This is a genomic window from Candidatus Thermoplasmatota archaeon, assembly GCA_018814355.1.
In the GTDB taxonomy this organism is placed as follows: domain Archaea; phylum Thermoplasmatota; class Thermoplasmata; order UBA10834; family UBA10834; genus COMBO-56-21.
On sequence record JAHIZT010000047.1, the window covers coordinates 1 to 16,387 of the forward strand.

The 16,387-nt window shown below is 57.5% G+C and carries 12 protein-coding genes, 1 tRNA gene and 1 pseudogene; 5 read left to right on the plus strand and 9 right to left on the minus strand.

Annotated elements, in window-relative coordinates:
* From KJ653_03195 to KJ653_03215, 5 genes are all read right to left on the minus strand, one after another.
* Positions 1-594, minus strand: a 594-nt coding sequence (locus KJ653_03195) for a dipeptide/oligopeptide/nickel ABC transporter ATP-binding protein (GenBank protein ID MBU0684842.1), incomplete at its 3' end; no start/stop codon positions are given.
* Entirely contained in the window at positions 584-1,585 is a 1,002-nt protein-coding gene (locus KJ653_03200) for an ABC transporter ATP-binding protein (protein ID MBU0684843.1), read from the minus strand. The genes KJ653_03200 and KJ653_03195, both read right to left, overlap by 11 nt.
* Complete coding sequence (locus KJ653_03205) at positions 1,585-2,454, minus strand: ABC transporter permease (protein MBU0684844.1); 870 nt, start codon at positions 2,452-2,454, stop codon at positions 1,585-1,587. The genes KJ653_03200 and KJ653_03205 overlap by 1 nt, the downstream gene beginning before the upstream one ends.
* Positions 2,455-2,495: 41 nt before the next feature.
* Entirely contained in the window at positions 2,496-3,437 is a 942-nt protein-coding gene (locus KJ653_03210; GenBank protein ID MBU0684845.1) for an ABC transporter permease, read from the minus strand.
* 110 nt (positions 3,438-3,547) lie between these two features.
* The gene (locus KJ653_03215) at positions 3,548-5,290 is read right to left on the minus strand and encodes an ABC transporter substrate-binding protein (protein MBU0684846.1); all 1,743 of its coding nucleotides are present in this window, start codon (positions 5,288-5,290) and stop codon (positions 3,548-3,550) included.
* 353 nt (positions 5,291-5,643) lie between these two features.
* Between KJ653_03215 and KJ653_03220 the strand changes: the two genes are divergently transcribed.
* On the plus strand, positions 5,644-5,994 hold the full coding sequence (locus tag KJ653_03220; GenBank protein MBU0684847.1) for a nitrous oxide-stimulated promoter family protein: 351 nt from the start codon (positions 5,644-5,646) through the stop codon (positions 5,992-5,994).
* Here KJ653_03220 and KJ653_03225 read toward each other — a convergent pair.
* Positions 5,984-6,382: a DUF4440 domain-containing protein gene (locus KJ653_03225; protein ID MBU0684848.1), complete on the minus strand. Its 399-nt coding sequence runs from the start codon at positions 6,380-6,382 to the stop codon at positions 5,984-5,986. The genes KJ653_03220 and KJ653_03225 overlap by 11 nt on opposite strands.
* Before the next feature lie 380 nt (positions 6,383-6,762).
* Between KJ653_03225 and KJ653_03230 the strand changes: the two genes are divergently transcribed.
* From KJ653_03230 to KJ653_03245, 4 genes and pseudogenes are all read left to right on the plus strand, one after another.
* A complete protein-coding gene (locus KJ653_03230; GenBank protein ID MBU0684849.1) occupies positions 6,763-7,635 on the plus strand; it encodes an EamA family transporter in 873 nt (290 codons plus the stop codon).
* Between the two features lie 59 nt (positions 7,636-7,694).
* A tRNA-Arg gene (locus tag KJ653_03235) sits at positions 7,695-7,825 on the plus strand.
* Positions 7,826-7,873: 48 nt separating this feature from the next.
* Entirely contained in the window at positions 7,874-9,043 is a 1,170-nt protein-coding gene (locus KJ653_03240; GenBank protein ID MBU0684850.1) for an aconitase X catalytic domain-containing protein, read from the plus strand.
* Positions 9,040-9,426, plus strand: a pseudogene (locus KJ653_03245) (DUF126 domain-containing protein). The gene KJ653_03240 and the pseudogene KJ653_03245 overlap by 4 nt, the downstream one beginning before the upstream one ends.
* Positions 9,427-9,834: 408 nt before the next feature.
* Here KJ653_03245 and ileS read toward each other — a convergent pair.
* The 3 genes from ileS to KJ653_03260 form a co-directional block, all read right to left on the minus strand.
* On the minus strand, positions 9,835-13,998 hold the full coding sequence (gene ileS, locus KJ653_03250; protein ID MBU0684851.1) for an isoleucine--tRNA ligase: 4,164 nt from the start codon (positions 13,996-13,998) through the stop codon (positions 9,835-9,837).
* A 357-nt stretch (positions 13,999-14,355) separates the two neighbouring features.
* Positions 14,356-15,159, minus strand: coding sequence for a hypothetical protein (locus KJ653_03255; GenBank protein ID MBU0684852.1), 804 nt, complete (start codon positions 15,157-15,159; stop codon positions 14,356-14,358).
* A gap of 151 nt (positions 15,160-15,310) precedes the next feature.
* On the minus strand, positions 15,311-16,387 hold a 1,077-nt coding region (locus KJ653_03260), incomplete at its 5' end, for a transposase (protein ID MBU0684853.1).

The following is a 16,387-nucleotide window of genomic DNA, read 5'->3' on the forward strand; positions in this document are numbered from 1 at the left end:
GGAGACGTCGAGGGCCGAGGTAGGCTCATCGAGGACTATGAAGTCAGGCTCAACCGCGAGCGCCCTAGCCAGAGCGATACGCTGCTTCTGCCCTCCGCTGAACTCGTGCGGGAGTCTCGAGAGATGATCGTGCGACAGGCCCACCTGCTCGATGAGCTGGTGTATACGCTCCTTCTCCGCGAACTTGACGTTCTTGGATACAGAGGGCGGAGGACCGTGGATCCTGAACCCCTCGCCAATTATCTTCTCCACAGCCATCCTCGGGTCGAGGCTGGAGTAAGGGTCCTGGAAGACTATCTGGAGCTTCTTCCTCGTGCTCCTGAGCTCGACAGGGGGGACCTTCGTGATGTCCTTCCCGTTGAACACTATTCTGCCGCCAGTCGGCTCGACCAGACGAAGGACCGTGCGTCCGAATGTGGTCTTGCCGCAGCCGGACTCGCCGACGAGCCCCAGCGTCTCCCACCTCTTGATGGACAGGGACACGCCATCTACAGCGTGAACATGTGCCACGGTCTTCCCGATAACGCCCTTTCTCACAGGGAAGAGCTTCTGGAGGTTCACCACCTCTATGAGTGGTCCGGACTCAGACGCCATCGGGCGTCCCACCTCCAGCAGGATAGAGATGACATGCAACGAAATGGCCCGGCCCGACCTCGACCATCCAGGGTCTGACCCGGCTGCAAGCGTTGACTGCATAGTCGCATCTGTCGACAAACGGACAGCCTGGGAAAGGCTTCATCAGGTTCGGAACTGTCCCCCTTATCACTGCCAGTTCCTCCTTCCGCTCGCCGAGCTTCGGGAATGCGGTAAGCAGGCCCTTCGTGTATGGGTGCAGAGGGCTCCCGAAGAGGTCGAAGGTCTCAGCTATCTCCACAATCCTGCCCGCGTACATGATGCATACCCTGTCGCAGGTTTCTGCGACGACGCCTAGATTGTGGGTGATGATCATCATGGAGCTTCCTGCGACCTTGACGACCTCCTTTAACAGGTTCAGGATCTGGGCCTGGATCGTCACGTCCAGAGCGGTCGTCGGCTCGTCTGCGATTAGAAGCAAGGGGTTGCACGAGAGCGCCAGCGCTATCATGACCCTCTGCTTCATACCCCCGCTGAGCTCGTGTGGATACTGCTTGAGAACGCTCTCCGGCGCCGCGATCTTCACGAGCTTCAGAATCTCCACGGTCTTCTTCTTGAGGACCGCCTTGTCGTAGATGTTCTGGTGGAGCGAGATGACTTCTCCCAGCTGCGAGCCGATGTTGAAGACCGGGTCTAGGGCGGTGGACGGGTCCTGGAATACCATCGAGATTCTGCGACCTCTCACTCCACGCATCTGATTTTCTGTGAGAGTGATGAGCTCGACGCCCTTGAGCCTGATGGACCCTGCGGTGATCTTCCCGGGGGGTGGGACAAGCCTCAGCACTGAGAACGCGGTCATGCTCTTCCCGCAGCCCGTCTCCCCCACGATGCCCACGGACTCGTTCTCGTATATGGTCAGGTCTATGCCGTCCAGGGCCGTGACCGTGCCCTCATGAAGGAGGAACTGCGTCCTCAGCCCCTTGATCTCCAGCAGCGGCTTCCTGCCGGGCATCAGCGTCTCATCCCCTTCATGCGCGGGTCAAGGACATCCCTCATGCCGTCCCCAAGGAGGTTGAAGCCGAGTATGGTGAGCAGAAGCGTGATCCCGGGGAACGTCGAGATCCACGGCGCCTCCTGCAAATATGGTATGCCCCTGTAGAGCATGTATCCCCAGCTCGGGGTCGGGGGCTGTGTTCCCACTCCCAGGAAGCTCAGGCTGCTCTCGATGGTGATTGCATCGGCGACGCCGATCGATGCCCATACTATGAGCGGGGCGAGGCAGTTGGGGAGGACGTGCGTGAACATGATCCTCAGTTTCTTCGCTCCCAGCGCCCTGCTCGCCTCGATGAACTGCCTCTCCCTGATCGAGAGGGCCTGTCCCCGCATCAACCTCGCGAATCCGGCCCAGTACGAGATCGATATGGCCAGTATCACGTTGGTCAGGCTGGGCCCGAGCGCGGCGGCAAACGCCAGCGCCAGCAAGAAGGAAGGGAAGGTCCAGAAGAGGTCTATCGTGCCTGCGATTATGTAGTCGGGTATGCCTCCGACATAGCCCGCCGTGAGGCCGAGCACCACCCCTATGAGCAGCGAGAAGAATATCGCGAGGGTAGCCACCAGCAGGGAGACCCTGGCGCCCCATATGACCCGGCTGAACACGTCTCTCCCCAGTTCGTCCGTTCCGAACCAGTGCTTGCCCGAAGGGGGAAGCAGCGCGTCTTCAGGTATCAGCTGCGTCGGGGTCGGGTCAGCCATGGGAAGCACTGGCGCGAGAAGCGCGAGCAGGACAATTACGATGATTATGTTCGCGCCCACGACCACCATCGGGTTCCGTCGGCTCCTGCTGATGATGTCCATTATGGACTGCCTTACGCCGCCGGACATCCTCCAGCTGGTGAGCGTATCGTTCAGGGATTTTCGGAACCTCATCCTAGCCTCACCCTTGGGTCAGCAAGCGCATAGAGTATGTCCGCGACTAGATTCCCAATCACGACGAAGAATGCGAGCACAAGAATGCATCCCTGAACCGTGGGGAAGTCGTGGCTCGAGATCGAACTCGTGACTAGCATGCCAATGCCAGGCCAGGAGAAGACCGTCTCGACGACAACGGCCCCGGCCACAAACCATCCGATGTCGAGTCCGATGACGGTTATGACGGGTAGGATGGCGTTCTTCAGGGCATGCTTGAATATGACCTCGCTCTCCGGGAGGCCGCGCGAGCGCAGCTGGGTTATGTAATCCTGCCGTTTCACTTCGAGCATGCTGGACCTCATCATTCGCGTGGTCAGGGCAGCGTTCCCAAGTCCCAGAGTCAGAGCTGGCAATAGTATGCTCTTGAAGCCACCCACGGTGCCCTCAACTGGGAGTATGTGTGTGTAGACGGCGAGAGCCATCATGAGCAGGATGCCGAGCCAGAATGACGGCATCGCGTAGGCCACGAGAGTGAAGACCATCACGCCCCTGTCCTTCCATGTGTCCTGCTTGAGGGCCGAGAACACGCCGAGAGGTATGCCTATGGAGTACGAAATCGCAAGTCCGATGGTCATCAATTCCAGGGTTTTTGGCAGTCTCTGGATGAGCAGGAAAGAAACGTCGGTGTTCAAGCTGGCGCGAGCGACAGACGTGCCGAGGTCGCCATGGAATAGCCGTTCCAGGAATCTCCAGTACTGGACGATGAAAGGATCATTGAAGCCGTACTTCTCGCGGAGCGCGTCGAGCTGTTCCGGAGTCACATGAGGAGGAGTGATCGCTGTGACCGGGTCTCCGGGAGTGAGATAGAGCATCAGGAAGACAATGAATGTGGCCAGGAAGATCACCGGTATGGCCAGAAGCAGCTTCCTGATTATGTACGACACCAGATCAGCCATGTCTCATCCCTTTGAACGGCTCCCATCCGGCCCCTCAACGTCGACCCTATCGTGTCGGTCGCCTCTACCCCAAGGCAATGAAATGATAAGGGGTTTGAAGGTTTTGCCACCTACTTCCGTATGTCAACATCCACTATGTTGATGACCTGCTCCTGTCCGAGCGGGTGTACGTACCAGCCCTTCACGTAATCGTGTATCGCGAAGACCTGGTGCCAGAACAGGATTGGAGCCCTCGGCGCGTTCTCCAGCAGACGGATGTGCGCAGCTGTTGCGTTGTCGGTGAACTCATCCTCCGTTTCCGCAAGCGTCCAGTTGACGACATAGTCGTCGAAGATCGGGTCTGCGTAGTAGGCAGTGTTGGAGTTTCCAACCGCCCAACTGCCGAAGTGCCAGTCAAGTATCTCCGCCCTCGGCCAGGAGAACCAGAACAGGATCGCCTCGTGCAGCCCATCCTGAGCCTTCGTCCTGAGCTCGGTTTCCTGGTACTGTCTCATCGTTGCGTCCACTCCGACGGCCTCGAACTGGGTCAGCAGGATCTCGCCCATCGCCACGTCCTCGGCCTTGTTGGTCACCCATAGGGCCAGCTCAAGGTTCTCATGGGATGTCGTGTTCTCGAGCATCCCGTCGTCATCGATGTCCTCAAACCCGGCCGCCGTGAAGTGGGCCGTGGCCTTTGCGAGGTCGTATGTGAGGTTGTACTGCGCCGGCACTGCGGTGCCCTCGGGACATATCGGCGAGAGGAGGTTCACCCCCTCTTCCCCGATCCCGTGCCAGACAGTCTGCAGTATCTGGGTCCTGTTGATCGAATACGCCATCGCCAGCCTAAGGTCCGTGTTGTTCCACGGGGCCTTCTGACAGTTGAACTCGACGTGGTATATTCCCTGACCCGGACCGGTCATGACCTCTACGCCATCCATATCCTGGTAGGTCTCGACCTTGTTCGGCGGCACCTGTTGCAGAATGTCTATCGCGCCGCTCTCGAACCCGGCGAACCTCGTCGCCGCGTCCGGCACGATCCTGTAGATGATCTTGTCAATCTTCGCAGGGCCCTTGTTGTCGTACCAGGATGCACCCCAGGTGTAGTTCTCGTTCTTCACCAGGGTGATATGGTCTCCCGCGACCCACTCGCTAATCATGAAAGGCCCGGTCCCGACGACTTTCCTCCAGTTCTGTACGGTGCCGTAGTCCTCGACTCCCAACTCCCAGAGCGCGTCAGGCCCAATCATGCTACCGTACAGGTGTGACAGGTTGAATATCAGCGCCACATCCGCCCATGTCAGGTTCAAGACCATGTGGTAGTCGTCCTTGCACCAGATGCCAGAGTCCGGCCACCCCGAGTAGTCCGTCGTGTCCCAGTAGCTCGGGCAGTGCTTGATCGACCAGAACTCGTAGCTAACCCAGCTGTCGTTCTGTGAGTACCACTCGATCGTCCTCTTGACCGACTCAGAGTTGAAGGGCGTTCCGTCGTGATACTTCACACCCTCCTTCAGGGTAAGCTCGAGGGTCGGGTTCGCAGGGTCGTCCCTGTTGAGATTCCACGACTCGGCAAGTCCAGGCACATATGCTCCCGTCATGTCTCTGGCGATCAGCGTCTCGTATATCATCCCTGGTGGTCCGTACATCGCACTCGTCTGTGCAGGGTTCATCGTCTCGACATCAGAGCTCATCGCAATGACGAGAACCTTTTCTCCCTTCTCCCCGCCGAACAGCCCGGCCGCCCAAGCCCCTGCGACCGCGGCCACAACGAGGATCAGTATGATGACCACTGCCCAGACAATCTTGCCCTTGGGCCTGGTTGGAGCGCCCGCGGGTTTCACAATCTCGCTTTTCGGTTCTTCTGAAGAACTCTCCACTTGTTCCCCCTCCTATGAGATTCGAAGCCAGGCCCGCATCGGCGTGAAAACAAATACGCATGCCTATTGCGCGGTCTGCTTTCGTTTTGTGAGCATGCTATCGTATGGTGGATATTTATAGAGTTCTCCCCCTGGGATACCCTCGCAAAGATTCCCTAGTAAACAGCGGCGTTTCCACTGGAATCCGACACCATGGGAGGGCGCGGTCAGAAAGACATCCCGACCGATTCATGATCTCGTCGTGACCGAAAGGCCAGCGGGGATTTCAGGCGGTTTCCTAGAATTCATTGAATAGTTGCAGTTCGTTCGTGTGGTCATAGTCCTTAGAGGTGTTGAAGATAGGCTTGAGCTACATGCGCACCGCAAGAGAGACGAAGACCGTACGTGCGATGATACGCATCTACTGTGTCAAACACCATCGGTCTGACCGTGCTCGCTGCAATGAGTGTCAACAGTTACTCGACTACGCCGAGAAGCGCATAGATCGATGTCCCCTGACGGATGACAAGCCCACATGCGCTAACTGCCCGATTCATTGTTATGAGGAGTCGAGGAGAGAGCAAATCAGGTCGGTTATGAGGTATTCCGGACCTAGGATGATCTACCACCACCCTATCCTGTCGGTCCGCCATCTAGCCGATGGACGCAAGAAGGAGGGCAAGGGGTTTGCGCCGGCAACTTCCAGAGAGCCTCCTACACCCTAGGCGGCAGGCTGCTGTTCCATATGTCCCTGTGGAGCTTCCAAGTGCCTTCCGCCTCCTGCTTCCAGATGACGACATACTTGCCTTTGTCCTCGAAAGGTTTCTGTCCCTCGGGCTGAATCCTGAGGGCGTAGTTGCCGACCTCGTGAACCTCGTTTCCGACCTGCCTCAGCTCGACCGTCGTTAGAATCGCGTCCCTGACACCCATCTTGATAGCGGCTCCCCAGAATCCCTCGGTTCCATGCCTCCCACGGATCATCTCGTTGTTCGGTGGCATTAGGATGGCGTCCTCCGTGTACAGTAATCCGACTGCTGCTGGGTCGCCCTTCCGTATGCCTTCGCCGAACTTGCGGTTCGCTGCCCGTATGGCTTTGCGTACCTGTTCTTCCATTTCCTCACCTCCTTCGTGTATTGGAACTTCTGGCGCTCCCCACCTCGGAGCGGGCTATTCACAGTCCTGGCTGGCTGTCGACAGCACGCCTTGCGAACTCCTTGATGGAAGTACTCCCACAGAGTCCTGCACCATGTCGATGGGACAGGTTCCTCCTCCGGACACGACCACCCGTGCGCTCTATATTATCGCGCGCTTATCGTATATAAAATCTTTGACAGTATCGAAAGCGACACGTCCTCTGAGGGTCGGTCGATGACTCTGGCACGGCCTTCTACCTACTCCTGGTGTCATTATGAAATTGGAGGGATGTCCGCAACCTTAATTTGCAACCTATGCTTCGGGAGATTCAGTCACTGCGGATTCATCTTGGAGACAACATGGAGCTCTGGTTCGTTCTGGCAATTACAGTGGCCTTCTTCTGGGGCTCGGCGGGCATCTTCGCCAAGGTCAGCACGCCAAAGCTTGGCGTAGCCAGGGTCGCGCTGCTCATAACAATAGTCGAGGCGCCGATGTACTGTGTGGCCTTCTACTTCTGGCACGAGAACAACCCAATCACTCTCGCTGATGGGATACTGGCGGCGTCTTCTTGCCTGATCGGCATAATGGGATACCTGTGCTTCTTCGAGTCTGTAATGGACGGCCAAGTATCCATCGCTGGAACCATCTCCGCAGCGTACCCTGCACTCACGGTCGTTGGCGCGCTGATCATCTTGTCTGAGGCTCTGACCGCCGTCCAGGCGGTAGGTGTCGTTGCCATCATAGGAGGTGTGATAGCTCTCTCCTATGAACCAAATCCTGCATCGAAACATGCGATGACGAAGCGCTCCCTGGTTTTCTCATTCCTCGCATTCGGATTCTGGGGGCTTTGGAGCCTGACATCGAAGATGGCAATCGACAGGATCGGCGCGGGCAACATTTTCGGATTCTACATCCTCTCCTCTTTGACGGCCCCGCTGATATATGGATGGCTCAGGAAGGTTCACCCTGGCCCTCTCAGAAGCGACAACCCGACCAGGACCGCATGGCTGTGGGGCGGCGTCGGTCTTGCTCTGAACGTCACTGGCGCATACGCATACAGTTTCGCTCTCGGAGAGGGTTCAGCTTCCTTGGTAGTTCCAATCTCCAGCTCGTACCCGCTCATAACCGTAGTCATGGCCGTTGCATTGTTGCGCGAGAGGCTCGCGAAGATCCATTTCGCCGCGTTGGGAGTGGTTGTCGTGGGGCTGGTCATGATTGGCCTGACATTGTAGTCGAGGCTTCCTCGCCAGTGGGCCAACTTAGATATACAGTCTCGGCTTTTCAACAGAAAGGGCCTGTAGTGTAGCTCGGATATCACTGGGGCCTCCGGAACGCCGCGATGGCGCTGGAGACAGCCTCAAACTCGGGTTCGAATGGGCCGTCGCCAATCGGACGACCGCCCCGAGACTCCCGACAGGCCCGCTCCATATCTCCATTATCCTATTATACGGGGCCAATGATTCACGCACGATGCATCTTACTGCAGATGAAGAAAGCATCCTGGCAGGCGAAGAGGGCAGGGGACGACAGAAGGCGATGGAGCTCCTGGTCGCCCTTGGGGACATCTACGATGCGAAGCGGCTCATCCCCATAACCTCGGCGCAGGTCTCTGGCGCCTCATTCAAGACAATCGGCGACGCGGGGATCAAGTTCCTCGAGGACTTCTCGCAGGAGGCGAAGGTTTCGGTGAGGGCGTCTCTGAACCCCCTCGGACTGGACGTTCGGCGCTGGAGGGCAATGGGAGTGGATGAGGAGTTCCATGCGAAGCAGGCTAGGATTGTCAGGGCGTACAAGTCCCTCGGGGTCGAACCGCTCTACTCTTGCACCCCATATCTCGCCGGGAACCGTCCGAGGAAGGGGCAGCACATTGCGTGGGCGGAATCATCAGCAACGGTCTTCGCCAACTCCTACCTCGGAGCCAGAACCAACAGGGAAGGCGGGCCGTCAGCATTGGCGGCGGCGATCATAGGGAAGACCGCGGAGTACGGCTTGCATCTTGACGAGAACCGGGTGCCGCGAGTACGGATAGATGTCGAAGATATCCCGGAGGGACTTGCCCCTCTGGCTGGATATCTCGTTGGCAAGATTGCCGGGAAGAGAGTGCCTCATATCCGAGGGCTCTCGCTCACATGCGACGAGCACAAGTCGTTCGGGGCAGCCTTGGCGGCCACTGGTGCGGTCTCGATGTACGTATACTCCGAGCGGGGTAAGAAGTCGAAGGTGGACAGAGGCTCGATAGAGGAGTGCGTGTCGCTTCCCGCATCCGAGCTGAGGCGGTGTGCCGAAGGCATGAGAGGCGAAGATGACTGGGACCTTGTGGCGTTCGGCTGCCCCCACTGCTCTCCCGCAGAGCTCCGAGGCATGGCCCGCTTCCTGAAGGACAGGAAACCAAGGAGGGATTGCGATGTCTGGTTCTGCACTTCAAGGAAAGCGTTCGCCTCTTGCCCTAGAGAGGTCGCCACGCTCAGGAAGTTCGGACAGGTTCTGTGCGACACCTGCATGGTCGTCGCCCCAGTAGAGAAGATGTACCGCAAGACCGCCTCAGACTCTGGAAAGGCAATGGTGTATCTTCCATCACTGGGGCGACAACGCGCCTCCTTCAGGCACACGAAATCACTCTTGGAGGCGATCTCACGATAGTCAAGGCCAGGAGGATCAGGGCTGGCCATGCGACCGGAAAGGCCGTGGTCTGCTCATGTCCTGTGTCCTTCCTCGGAGGAGTCGACCCATCCACGGGGAAGATCCTCGACGGCGAGTGCGAGTCTCGAAATCAATCGGTCTCCAACAAGATCTTCTGCTTCCCGTACGGAAAGGGCAGCACGGTTGGATCCTATGCGATGTACCAGCTGAAGCTGAACGGGCTCGCCCCATCAGCCATTGTCAATGGGTCTGCTGAGCCGATCATCGCAACCGGGGCCATCATTGCGGAGATACCGATGGTGGACGGTGTCGATGTATCCCTTCTCAGGACGGGGGACGACTTGGTAGTGGACGCTCAGAACGGTCTTGTGGAACTGCCGAAAGTGGCCGAGAAGCATGTCGTCACATGCATCGTGAGGAACAAGGGAAGAATACTCCTCCTGCAACGGAGCAACAAAGTCGGCTCATACAGAGGGCAATGGGCTGGAGTCTCCGGATACGTGGAGCGCGGTGAGGAAGAAGAGGCGGCCGCTCGAAGGGAGCTAGAGGAGGAGATAGGGCGTGGCAAAGCCTCCTTGGCGAAGCGGATAGAGCCTCAGCGGTTCAGGGATGGTGAGGTGGTGTGGTGCGTCCACGCGTTCCTTTTCGATGTGAAGGATCGGTCAGTGAGGATCGATTGGGAGCACCAGTCTCTAGAATGGGTCGTCCCTGAAGACGTGGCCAAGTATCGGACAGTGCCGGGGCTCCGAGAGATAGTATGCAAGCTCCTGTGATTCACTGGAGAGACGCTCTCAACCGGTGATGGTGTAGTCGACTTCCCTCTCCAGGAGATTGAGCTGATGGCTCTCCAGAGTCGACCTGTTCACTGCCATCAGGAGTATGGACTGGTTGATGGCCACCTGGTCCCTGAGCGACTGTATCAGCCTGAGGACGGTGATGAAGTTGTTGTTGGTGATGAGGTATTCGAGGCCGTCCAAGAGGACGATGCCTCCACCGGCCTGGGATAGGAACTGCTCCAGCGAAAGGCTGAGCTTCTCCAAGTCCTTAGGCCTGATGGTGTTCTCCCTGCCGACGTTCGAAAGCCACATCACCGGCGTGTCCTTGAGGTCGAACTTGCTCTTTATCTTGGCAGGGTAGTTCCTGGTGACGCAGTACCCCTTCATCCCTTTGTTGAGGGTGTTGATGAAGAGCGTGTAGGATACCTCCGGTTTGTCTTCCTCCACGAGGTAGGAGAACGATCTCTCCAGCTCGGTGACGGACGGCGCGGGCTTGATCTCCGCCTTCACCGGTCTTCCAGCCGCTGTCGGCTCGACCTCGCTCATGAAATGCTCTATGAGCATGGTGGCGATGCCCGCGGTGACGCCGTTTACCTTCACTAGGTCCGCGACCGATGCGATCTTGATAGATTGGGATGACTGGAAGCCAGCTTCGTATGTCGCGTCCGCGAGGTTAGGTCCCAGGCCCGGCACCTTGCGTAGCTTGTCGAGGAACGACTCCTGCGGAGCAGCGGGCTGCTCAGGGGCTGGGACCGGCTGCAAGGGTGTGGCTGCCACGGGAGCTACGACGGCTGCGGTTTGGTCCGGTGCTGTAGTCTCTGGCGGAGGCTTGACATCATCCTTGTGCACGTGGTCGTAGATCCGCTTCGCATCCAGCTTTGTAATCCCTTCAACGAGCGCGAAATCCTCTGCATTTGATGTCGTCATTTGCTCGGCAGTGTTGTAGCCTGCGTCGAACAGCTTCATGGCCTTGTCCGACGTGATGCCGGGGATCTGAGTGAGTGAGTCCAGGCCCTGCTTGGTCTTGAGGGATGTGAGCCCCACGACGAGCGCCTCGGACTCGATGTTCCATTCGACTATGTATTCTCCCCTGGGGGAATCGGCTATTTCAAAATGGCGCGCCCTAGTGTCTTTGGCGATCTTGTCCTTCCAGGTATCCAAGAACCCCTCGACTCTGCGGCTGCACTCAATCTCCACCCGAATGAACTCCTCGACGTTGAGGCCCATGTCCTTCCTCATCTGCTGTATGCGTCTGATGATCTCTCTCGAGAAGCCCTCGGACTCCAGCGCCGGCGTCTGCTCAAGGTCGAGATAGATTACCCCCTTGCTGAACTCCGCGCTGGCCACGTCCGGCGGCAGCGTCGATGTGAACGAGACCATGTTCGGCAGGATCTTGACCAGCTGTCCCTCGATGCCAAGCGAGTATTCTCCCTTGTCAATGCCTGCCTTTATCGTCTTCGCGGGCCTGTTCTTGAGCAGGACGGCGATCTTGCTGGACCACTGCCTGTAGACCTTGCCGATGGCGTTGGGGTTGGGGACAACGCTGAGAATCATCTCGTCCCATTCCTCGCCTACGGGGACCAACTGCAGGTCCTTGATGTTGTTCTGTGAAAGGATCGAATCCTTCAGGTTGAGGAATGACTCGATAATCTCGTCTGACTGCGCTTTGATGATGATCCTCTTGACAGGCCACCTGAGGTTGATGTTCGACTCCTGCCTGATGCGTGCTACAATCTCAGATATCTCCCTTACTAGGTTCATGGCCTCGTCGAGCTTGGAATCTATCCATCTCGGGTCGAAAGTCGGCCACGAAACCATGTGCACGCTCTCCGGCCTGCCGTTGAGGTTGGAGTGCATAGCCTCCGATATGTGAGGCGTTATGGGCGCCATCAGCGTGATTGCCGTCGAGAGCGCTTCGTGGAGCACCTTGAATGCCGCGAGCTTGTCCCTGGCCTCGCCCTCCTTCCAGAGCCTGTCCCTGACGAGCTTCACATACCATCTGGACAGATCGGTGACTACGAAGTCCTCAAGCGCCCTGGCCGCGCGGTGAAGCTCGTAGACCTCCATGGCCTCGGATACTTCCTTCTTGAGGGTCTCGACCCTCGACAGCATCCATCTGTCCTCCGGCCTGAGATCATCCTTCAAAGTCTCCAGCCGCGCGCCGGCAGCTTCGAACTTGTCGATCGACATGTACAGCACGGCGAACTTGTATACGTTCCATAGGATGTTCAGGGTCCTGTTTGCGGCCTTCACGCCCTCAAGCTGGAACGCGACGTCTTCCCATGGAGCGTTGGCCTTGAGGAGGTACAGCCTTAGCGAATCCGCGCCCAAGGAGTTGACTACTCCGATGGGGTCGATGGCCGTGCCCTCGCTCTTGGACATCGCCTCTCCTGTAGGGGTCAGGGCCCAGCCGTGCATCAGAACGGAGTTGTACGGTGATTTGCCAAATGCGAGAACGCCCGTGACGAGCTGCGAGTAGAACCAGCCCCTGGTCTGGTCGTGAGCCTCGGTGATCCACTCGCTGGGCCACCATCGGTCGAACTCGTCCTTGCTTGCGGGATATCCAAGAGAGGCCCACGAGCACACGCCCGCGTCGAACCAGACATCCAGCACGTCGGGCACGCGAGTCATCGTCTTCCTGCACTTGGCGCACTCGAATGTGAGCTTGTCAATCCAAGGCCTGTGGATATCCATGCCGTCAACGTAGCCCTTGGCGGACTTCAGCTCCTCCAAGGAAGACACCAGTCGCGTGGCACCGCACTCACACTGCCATATAGGGAGCGGCGTGCCCCAGTATCTCTGTCTGCTGATGCACCAGTCGCGAGCGTTGGCTATCCAGTCCTTCTCTCTGTTAGAACCAGCCCATTCAGGGAACCATCTGACCTTGTCGTTTGCGGAGATCAGGTCATTCTTGAACTGGCTGACCTTCAGGAACCACTGGTCCGTTATGCGGTAGATGATGGGCTTCTTGCATCTCCAGCAGTGGCCGTATCTGTGGATTATGGTCGCCTCATGGAACATGCCACCGTGTTCCACCAGGTCCTTCATGACCAGTTGGTTTGCCTCTCTGACGTTCTTGCCAGCATAGTGGTCCCCGACTTCAGCCGTGTAGTTGCCCGCTTCATCGACGGGCGAGAACACCTCAAGATCGACTTTCTTGCCAATCTCGAAGTCTTCAGGACCATGACCAGGGGCAATATGCACGATCCCGGTGCTCTCGTTGGTGACAGTGTCAGATGCGAGCACCCTGTGTGCCATACTACTCTTGACCTGAGTCTGGAACGGCACGAGGCTCTCGAGCGGATGCTTGTACCTCATGCCCACTAGTTCTGAACCCTTGACCGATTCGAGAATAGTGATGTCATCGATTCCCGCAGTCTTCCTGAGCTCCTCGACCTTCTCTTCGAGCAGGATGAGGGTCTCCTCTATCATTCCGCGCTTTGCCAGGATGATGGCATATGTGAAGTCAGGGTGGACCGCCGCTGCCAGATTGCCAGGGATGGTCCATGGAGTCGTTGTCCAGACAAGGAGGAATGTGTTGGGCTTTCCCTCCACTGCGAACTTCACGAATATGGACGGATCCGTCTCGTCCCAGTACTCGATCTCCGCTTCGGCAAGAGCGGTCTCGCACCTCGGACACCACGGGAGGACCCTGTGGTCCTTTGCCAGCAGGTTCTTGTCGTACGCCTGCTTCAGCGTCCACCAGACTGAGGCCATGTAGGCAGGATCGATTGTCAGGTATGGTTTGTCCCAGTCCATCCAGATTCCGAGCATCCTGAACTCCTCGGTCATCTTGGACTTGAATTTGAGCGCGAACTCCCTGCAAGTGGAGATGAACTTGTCTATTCCCTGGCTCTCGATCTCCTTCTTGCTCTTGATTCCCATCGCCTGCTCGACCTTGACCTCGATGGGGAGGCCGTGCATGTCGTAGCCAGGTTGGTCCCGGACATGTAGTCCTTGCATGCGCCGGTACCTGATCATAGTGTCTTTGAGGATCTTGTTCCAGGCAGTTCCTATGTGAATGGAGCCCGTTGTGTACGGCGGTCCGTCAAGGAAGTAATAGGCCTCTCCAGACTCTCCCGCCTTCTTGACCTTCTCGTAGATTCGAGTCCTTTCCCACAGAGTCCGGATGTCTTTCTCCAGCTGGAGGGGGGAGTAATTCTCGTCTACTTGGCGCATAATCAATCTTCCGTAGGACATATTGATGGCAGGTATTTTAAAGATGCTGGGGTGAAACGCACTCCATGTCACGATGGGCGATTTCGGAGATGATCAGCTGGCACTCTTGCAGGGAGGAAGGTCAGAATCGAATGATTTGCGGAACTGACCTTCGATCCATCGAACATGAACCTGCGCCCATTGGCATGCGGTCGGGTTCGGTCAATGATCGGAGCATGCTGATTCCCCTCTAGATCGGACCTCGATCTCGTGAGGGCGAAGCCGCATGTTGGTCGGGCAGCAAATGCCCATCCTTAGGTTCATGCCCTATTGCCGCCCTCGCCTTGGCCCAGATGCGGTAGCTTCAGGTCTGTAACCCTAGCTCCAGGCCTTTTTCCTCAACGCAATCCCGATGATGCACCCCATGAGCTCCATCCATCTGATCGCCGTGGCATCGGGCAGCTGTCCAGTCCGCGTGCCCGAGGTCTCTATCCATCCTATCAGTTCGTTGTTCGCGTCGAATATATGGACATCCACGTAGTCTCCTTCGAGAGCCTCGTTCGGTGATCTCCGCTTCGAATCCTTGAGGAGGATCGGACGGTTGTATGCGCCTGCCTCGAGGTCAGCATATGGGTGGTCCTCAGAAAGGTATAGCCTGGTGTACCTGCTTATCTCGTATCCCTTGTAGGGGCCGGCGTCGTAGAACTCCTCTTTCTTGTAGGCAATCTTTTTCCTCTCCGCAACCGCGTCCTCCCTGAGCCCGACCATGATGTCGTATCTGAACAGGCCATCGGGTCCCTTCAGACCCACGGCTACGTTCATGATCCCGAGCTGACGGGAAATCAAGTTCGAAGCGTCCAGCATCAGCTTGCGTACATCTGGTTGAGGACTCTCGATTTGCTGCATGAGCGCCTGGACGGCTGCTAGCGTCCGTCCACTCTGTTCCCTGACAGCGCGCTCGTAGTAGAACTTCATCTTCTTCGGGATGTCCTTGTAGTCGACAGGTCCGGGCTTGGCGGTGCTTGGTTCTGGAGTCGGAGCCTTGGTGCTACTAGATGCGACAGGTCTTTGAGGAGCAATTCGCGTCCCGCCGAAACGGTAAGGAGGGGCAAGCGATTTCCCGCATTTCTTGCAGAGCCCTATGAAACTGATATTCTCCTCGCCACAATTTGGACAGCGCATCTTCCGCTCCTAGGCAGGATTGCTGTCCCAGGTCTAAGACTTTATCTAATGATCTGCATTGCGAGAACCCTCGACTAAGAGCAAGAGGTAGGTCTCCCGACCGGGGCCATCTCCTACGTCCATCCCGGGTTGCTCCCGGAGAATTGCCCTGTCAACTACCACCCATTGAAATGGGTGGCTTGTAACTGACCTCGACGGAGGTTCGATGCTCCGCGTCACTGGTCGCTACGATCGGCCCGTTGACGGTGGGCCTGCCAACCAAGGCGTTGCCGAGGCTGGCGATGTTCCTTGCCGCGTTGAGGTCGGCATTGAGCGAGTTGCCGCAGACGGGGCATAGGAACGAGTGCCCCTTCCTTATCCCGAGATCCCCGCATCGAGAGCACATCTGGCTGGTGTACTCCGGTGGAACCGAGATAACATGCTTCCCGCATTCCTCGGACTTGTAGCGTAGAAAGGTCTCGAATTGAGCGAAGGCCCACCTGCCGAGCTTGCGGTTGAACTCCTTCCCCAACCTCCTGTCCTTCCTGATGCTCAGATCCTCCAAGGCCAGAACATCGAAGTCCGCTCCGACTATCTCTTTGGCGATCCTGTGGTTGACGTCTGCCTGAAACCGTCTCTCCCGTCCCGAGAGGCGCTTGAGGTGCCTCTTTGCCGAACGGGTGCCTGCAGACTGCAACTCGCATCTGAGATGTGCGTAGCGGCCCCTGACATTCCGAAGATGCCTGGAGTTGAAGAATCCGCCATCGGATGTGACGGCGATGTTGTTGATGCCCCTGTCGATGCCAACGACCCGTGGATCGGCGACATCTTTGATCGGGACATCTGGCAGCTCGACCATCAGATCGGCCATCAGATCATGGTCGACATCCCGGACTCTGAGCGCATTGACCTTGCCACCGGCATATTTCCTGAAGTGCTCGGGAATGCGAAGCGGAACCTTGAGCCGTCCCTCAACGGTGGTCAGAGACAGGGATCCGCTATCGAGGAAGGCTTTGAACGTTCTCTGGTTGAATCTCGCAGAGCTGCCCGGCCTCTTAAATGGCAATCTCCTGCACCGCTCCTGTTTCAGCATATCAGCGGCACAGTCTCGCGCTCCCTGGACAAGCGAGGATTGAAGCGCAGGCCACTTGTCGCGGGCTTCGTAGTATCCGAGCGCCTGGAGCTTCCTCTTGGAATGCGTCCTGTTGTGGAAGCCCAGTCTGAGAAAGAAGTTCGTGGCTTCGTTGAA

What these genes read in the sequence shown, in the direction of transcription:
- KJ653_03200 (MBU0684843.1), bottom strand. Translation starts at nt 1,585, where the DNA reads ATGCCCGGCAGGAAGCCGCTGCTGGAGATCAAGGGGCTGAGGACGCAG.
- KJ653_03205 (MBU0684844.1), bottom strand. Translation starts at nt 2,454, where the DNA reads ATGTCCGGCGGCGTAAGGCAGTCCATAATGGACATCATCAGCAGGAGC.
- KJ653_03210 (MBU0684845.1), bottom strand. Translation starts at nt 3,437, where the DNA reads ATGGCTGATCTGGTGTCGTACATAATCAGGAAGCTGCTTCTGGCCATA.
- KJ653_03220 (MBU0684847.1), top strand. Translation starts at nt 5,644, where the DNA reads ATGCGCACCGCAAGAGAGACGAAGACCGTACGTGCGATGATACGCATC.
- KJ653_03225 (MBU0684848.1), bottom strand. Translation starts at nt 6,382, where the DNA reads ATGGAAGAACAGGTACGCAAAGCCATACGGGCAGCGAACCGCAAGTTC.
- KJ653_03230 (MBU0684849.1), top strand. Translation starts at nt 6,763, where the DNA reads ATGGAGCTCTGGTTCGTTCTGGCAATTACAGTGGCCTTCTTCTGGGGC.
- KJ653_03240 (MBU0684850.1), top strand. Translation starts at nt 7,874, where the DNA reads ATGCATCTTACTGCAGATGAAGAAAGCATCCTGGCAGGCGAAGAGGGC.
- ileS (MBU0684851.1), bottom strand. Translation starts at nt 13,998, where the DNA reads ATGCGCCAAGTAGACGAGAATTACTCCCCCCTCCAGCTGGAGAAAGAC.
- KJ653_03255 (MBU0684852.1), bottom strand. Translation starts at nt 15,159, where the DNA reads ATGCGCTGTCCAAATTGTGGCGAGGAGAATATCAGTTTCATAGGGCTC.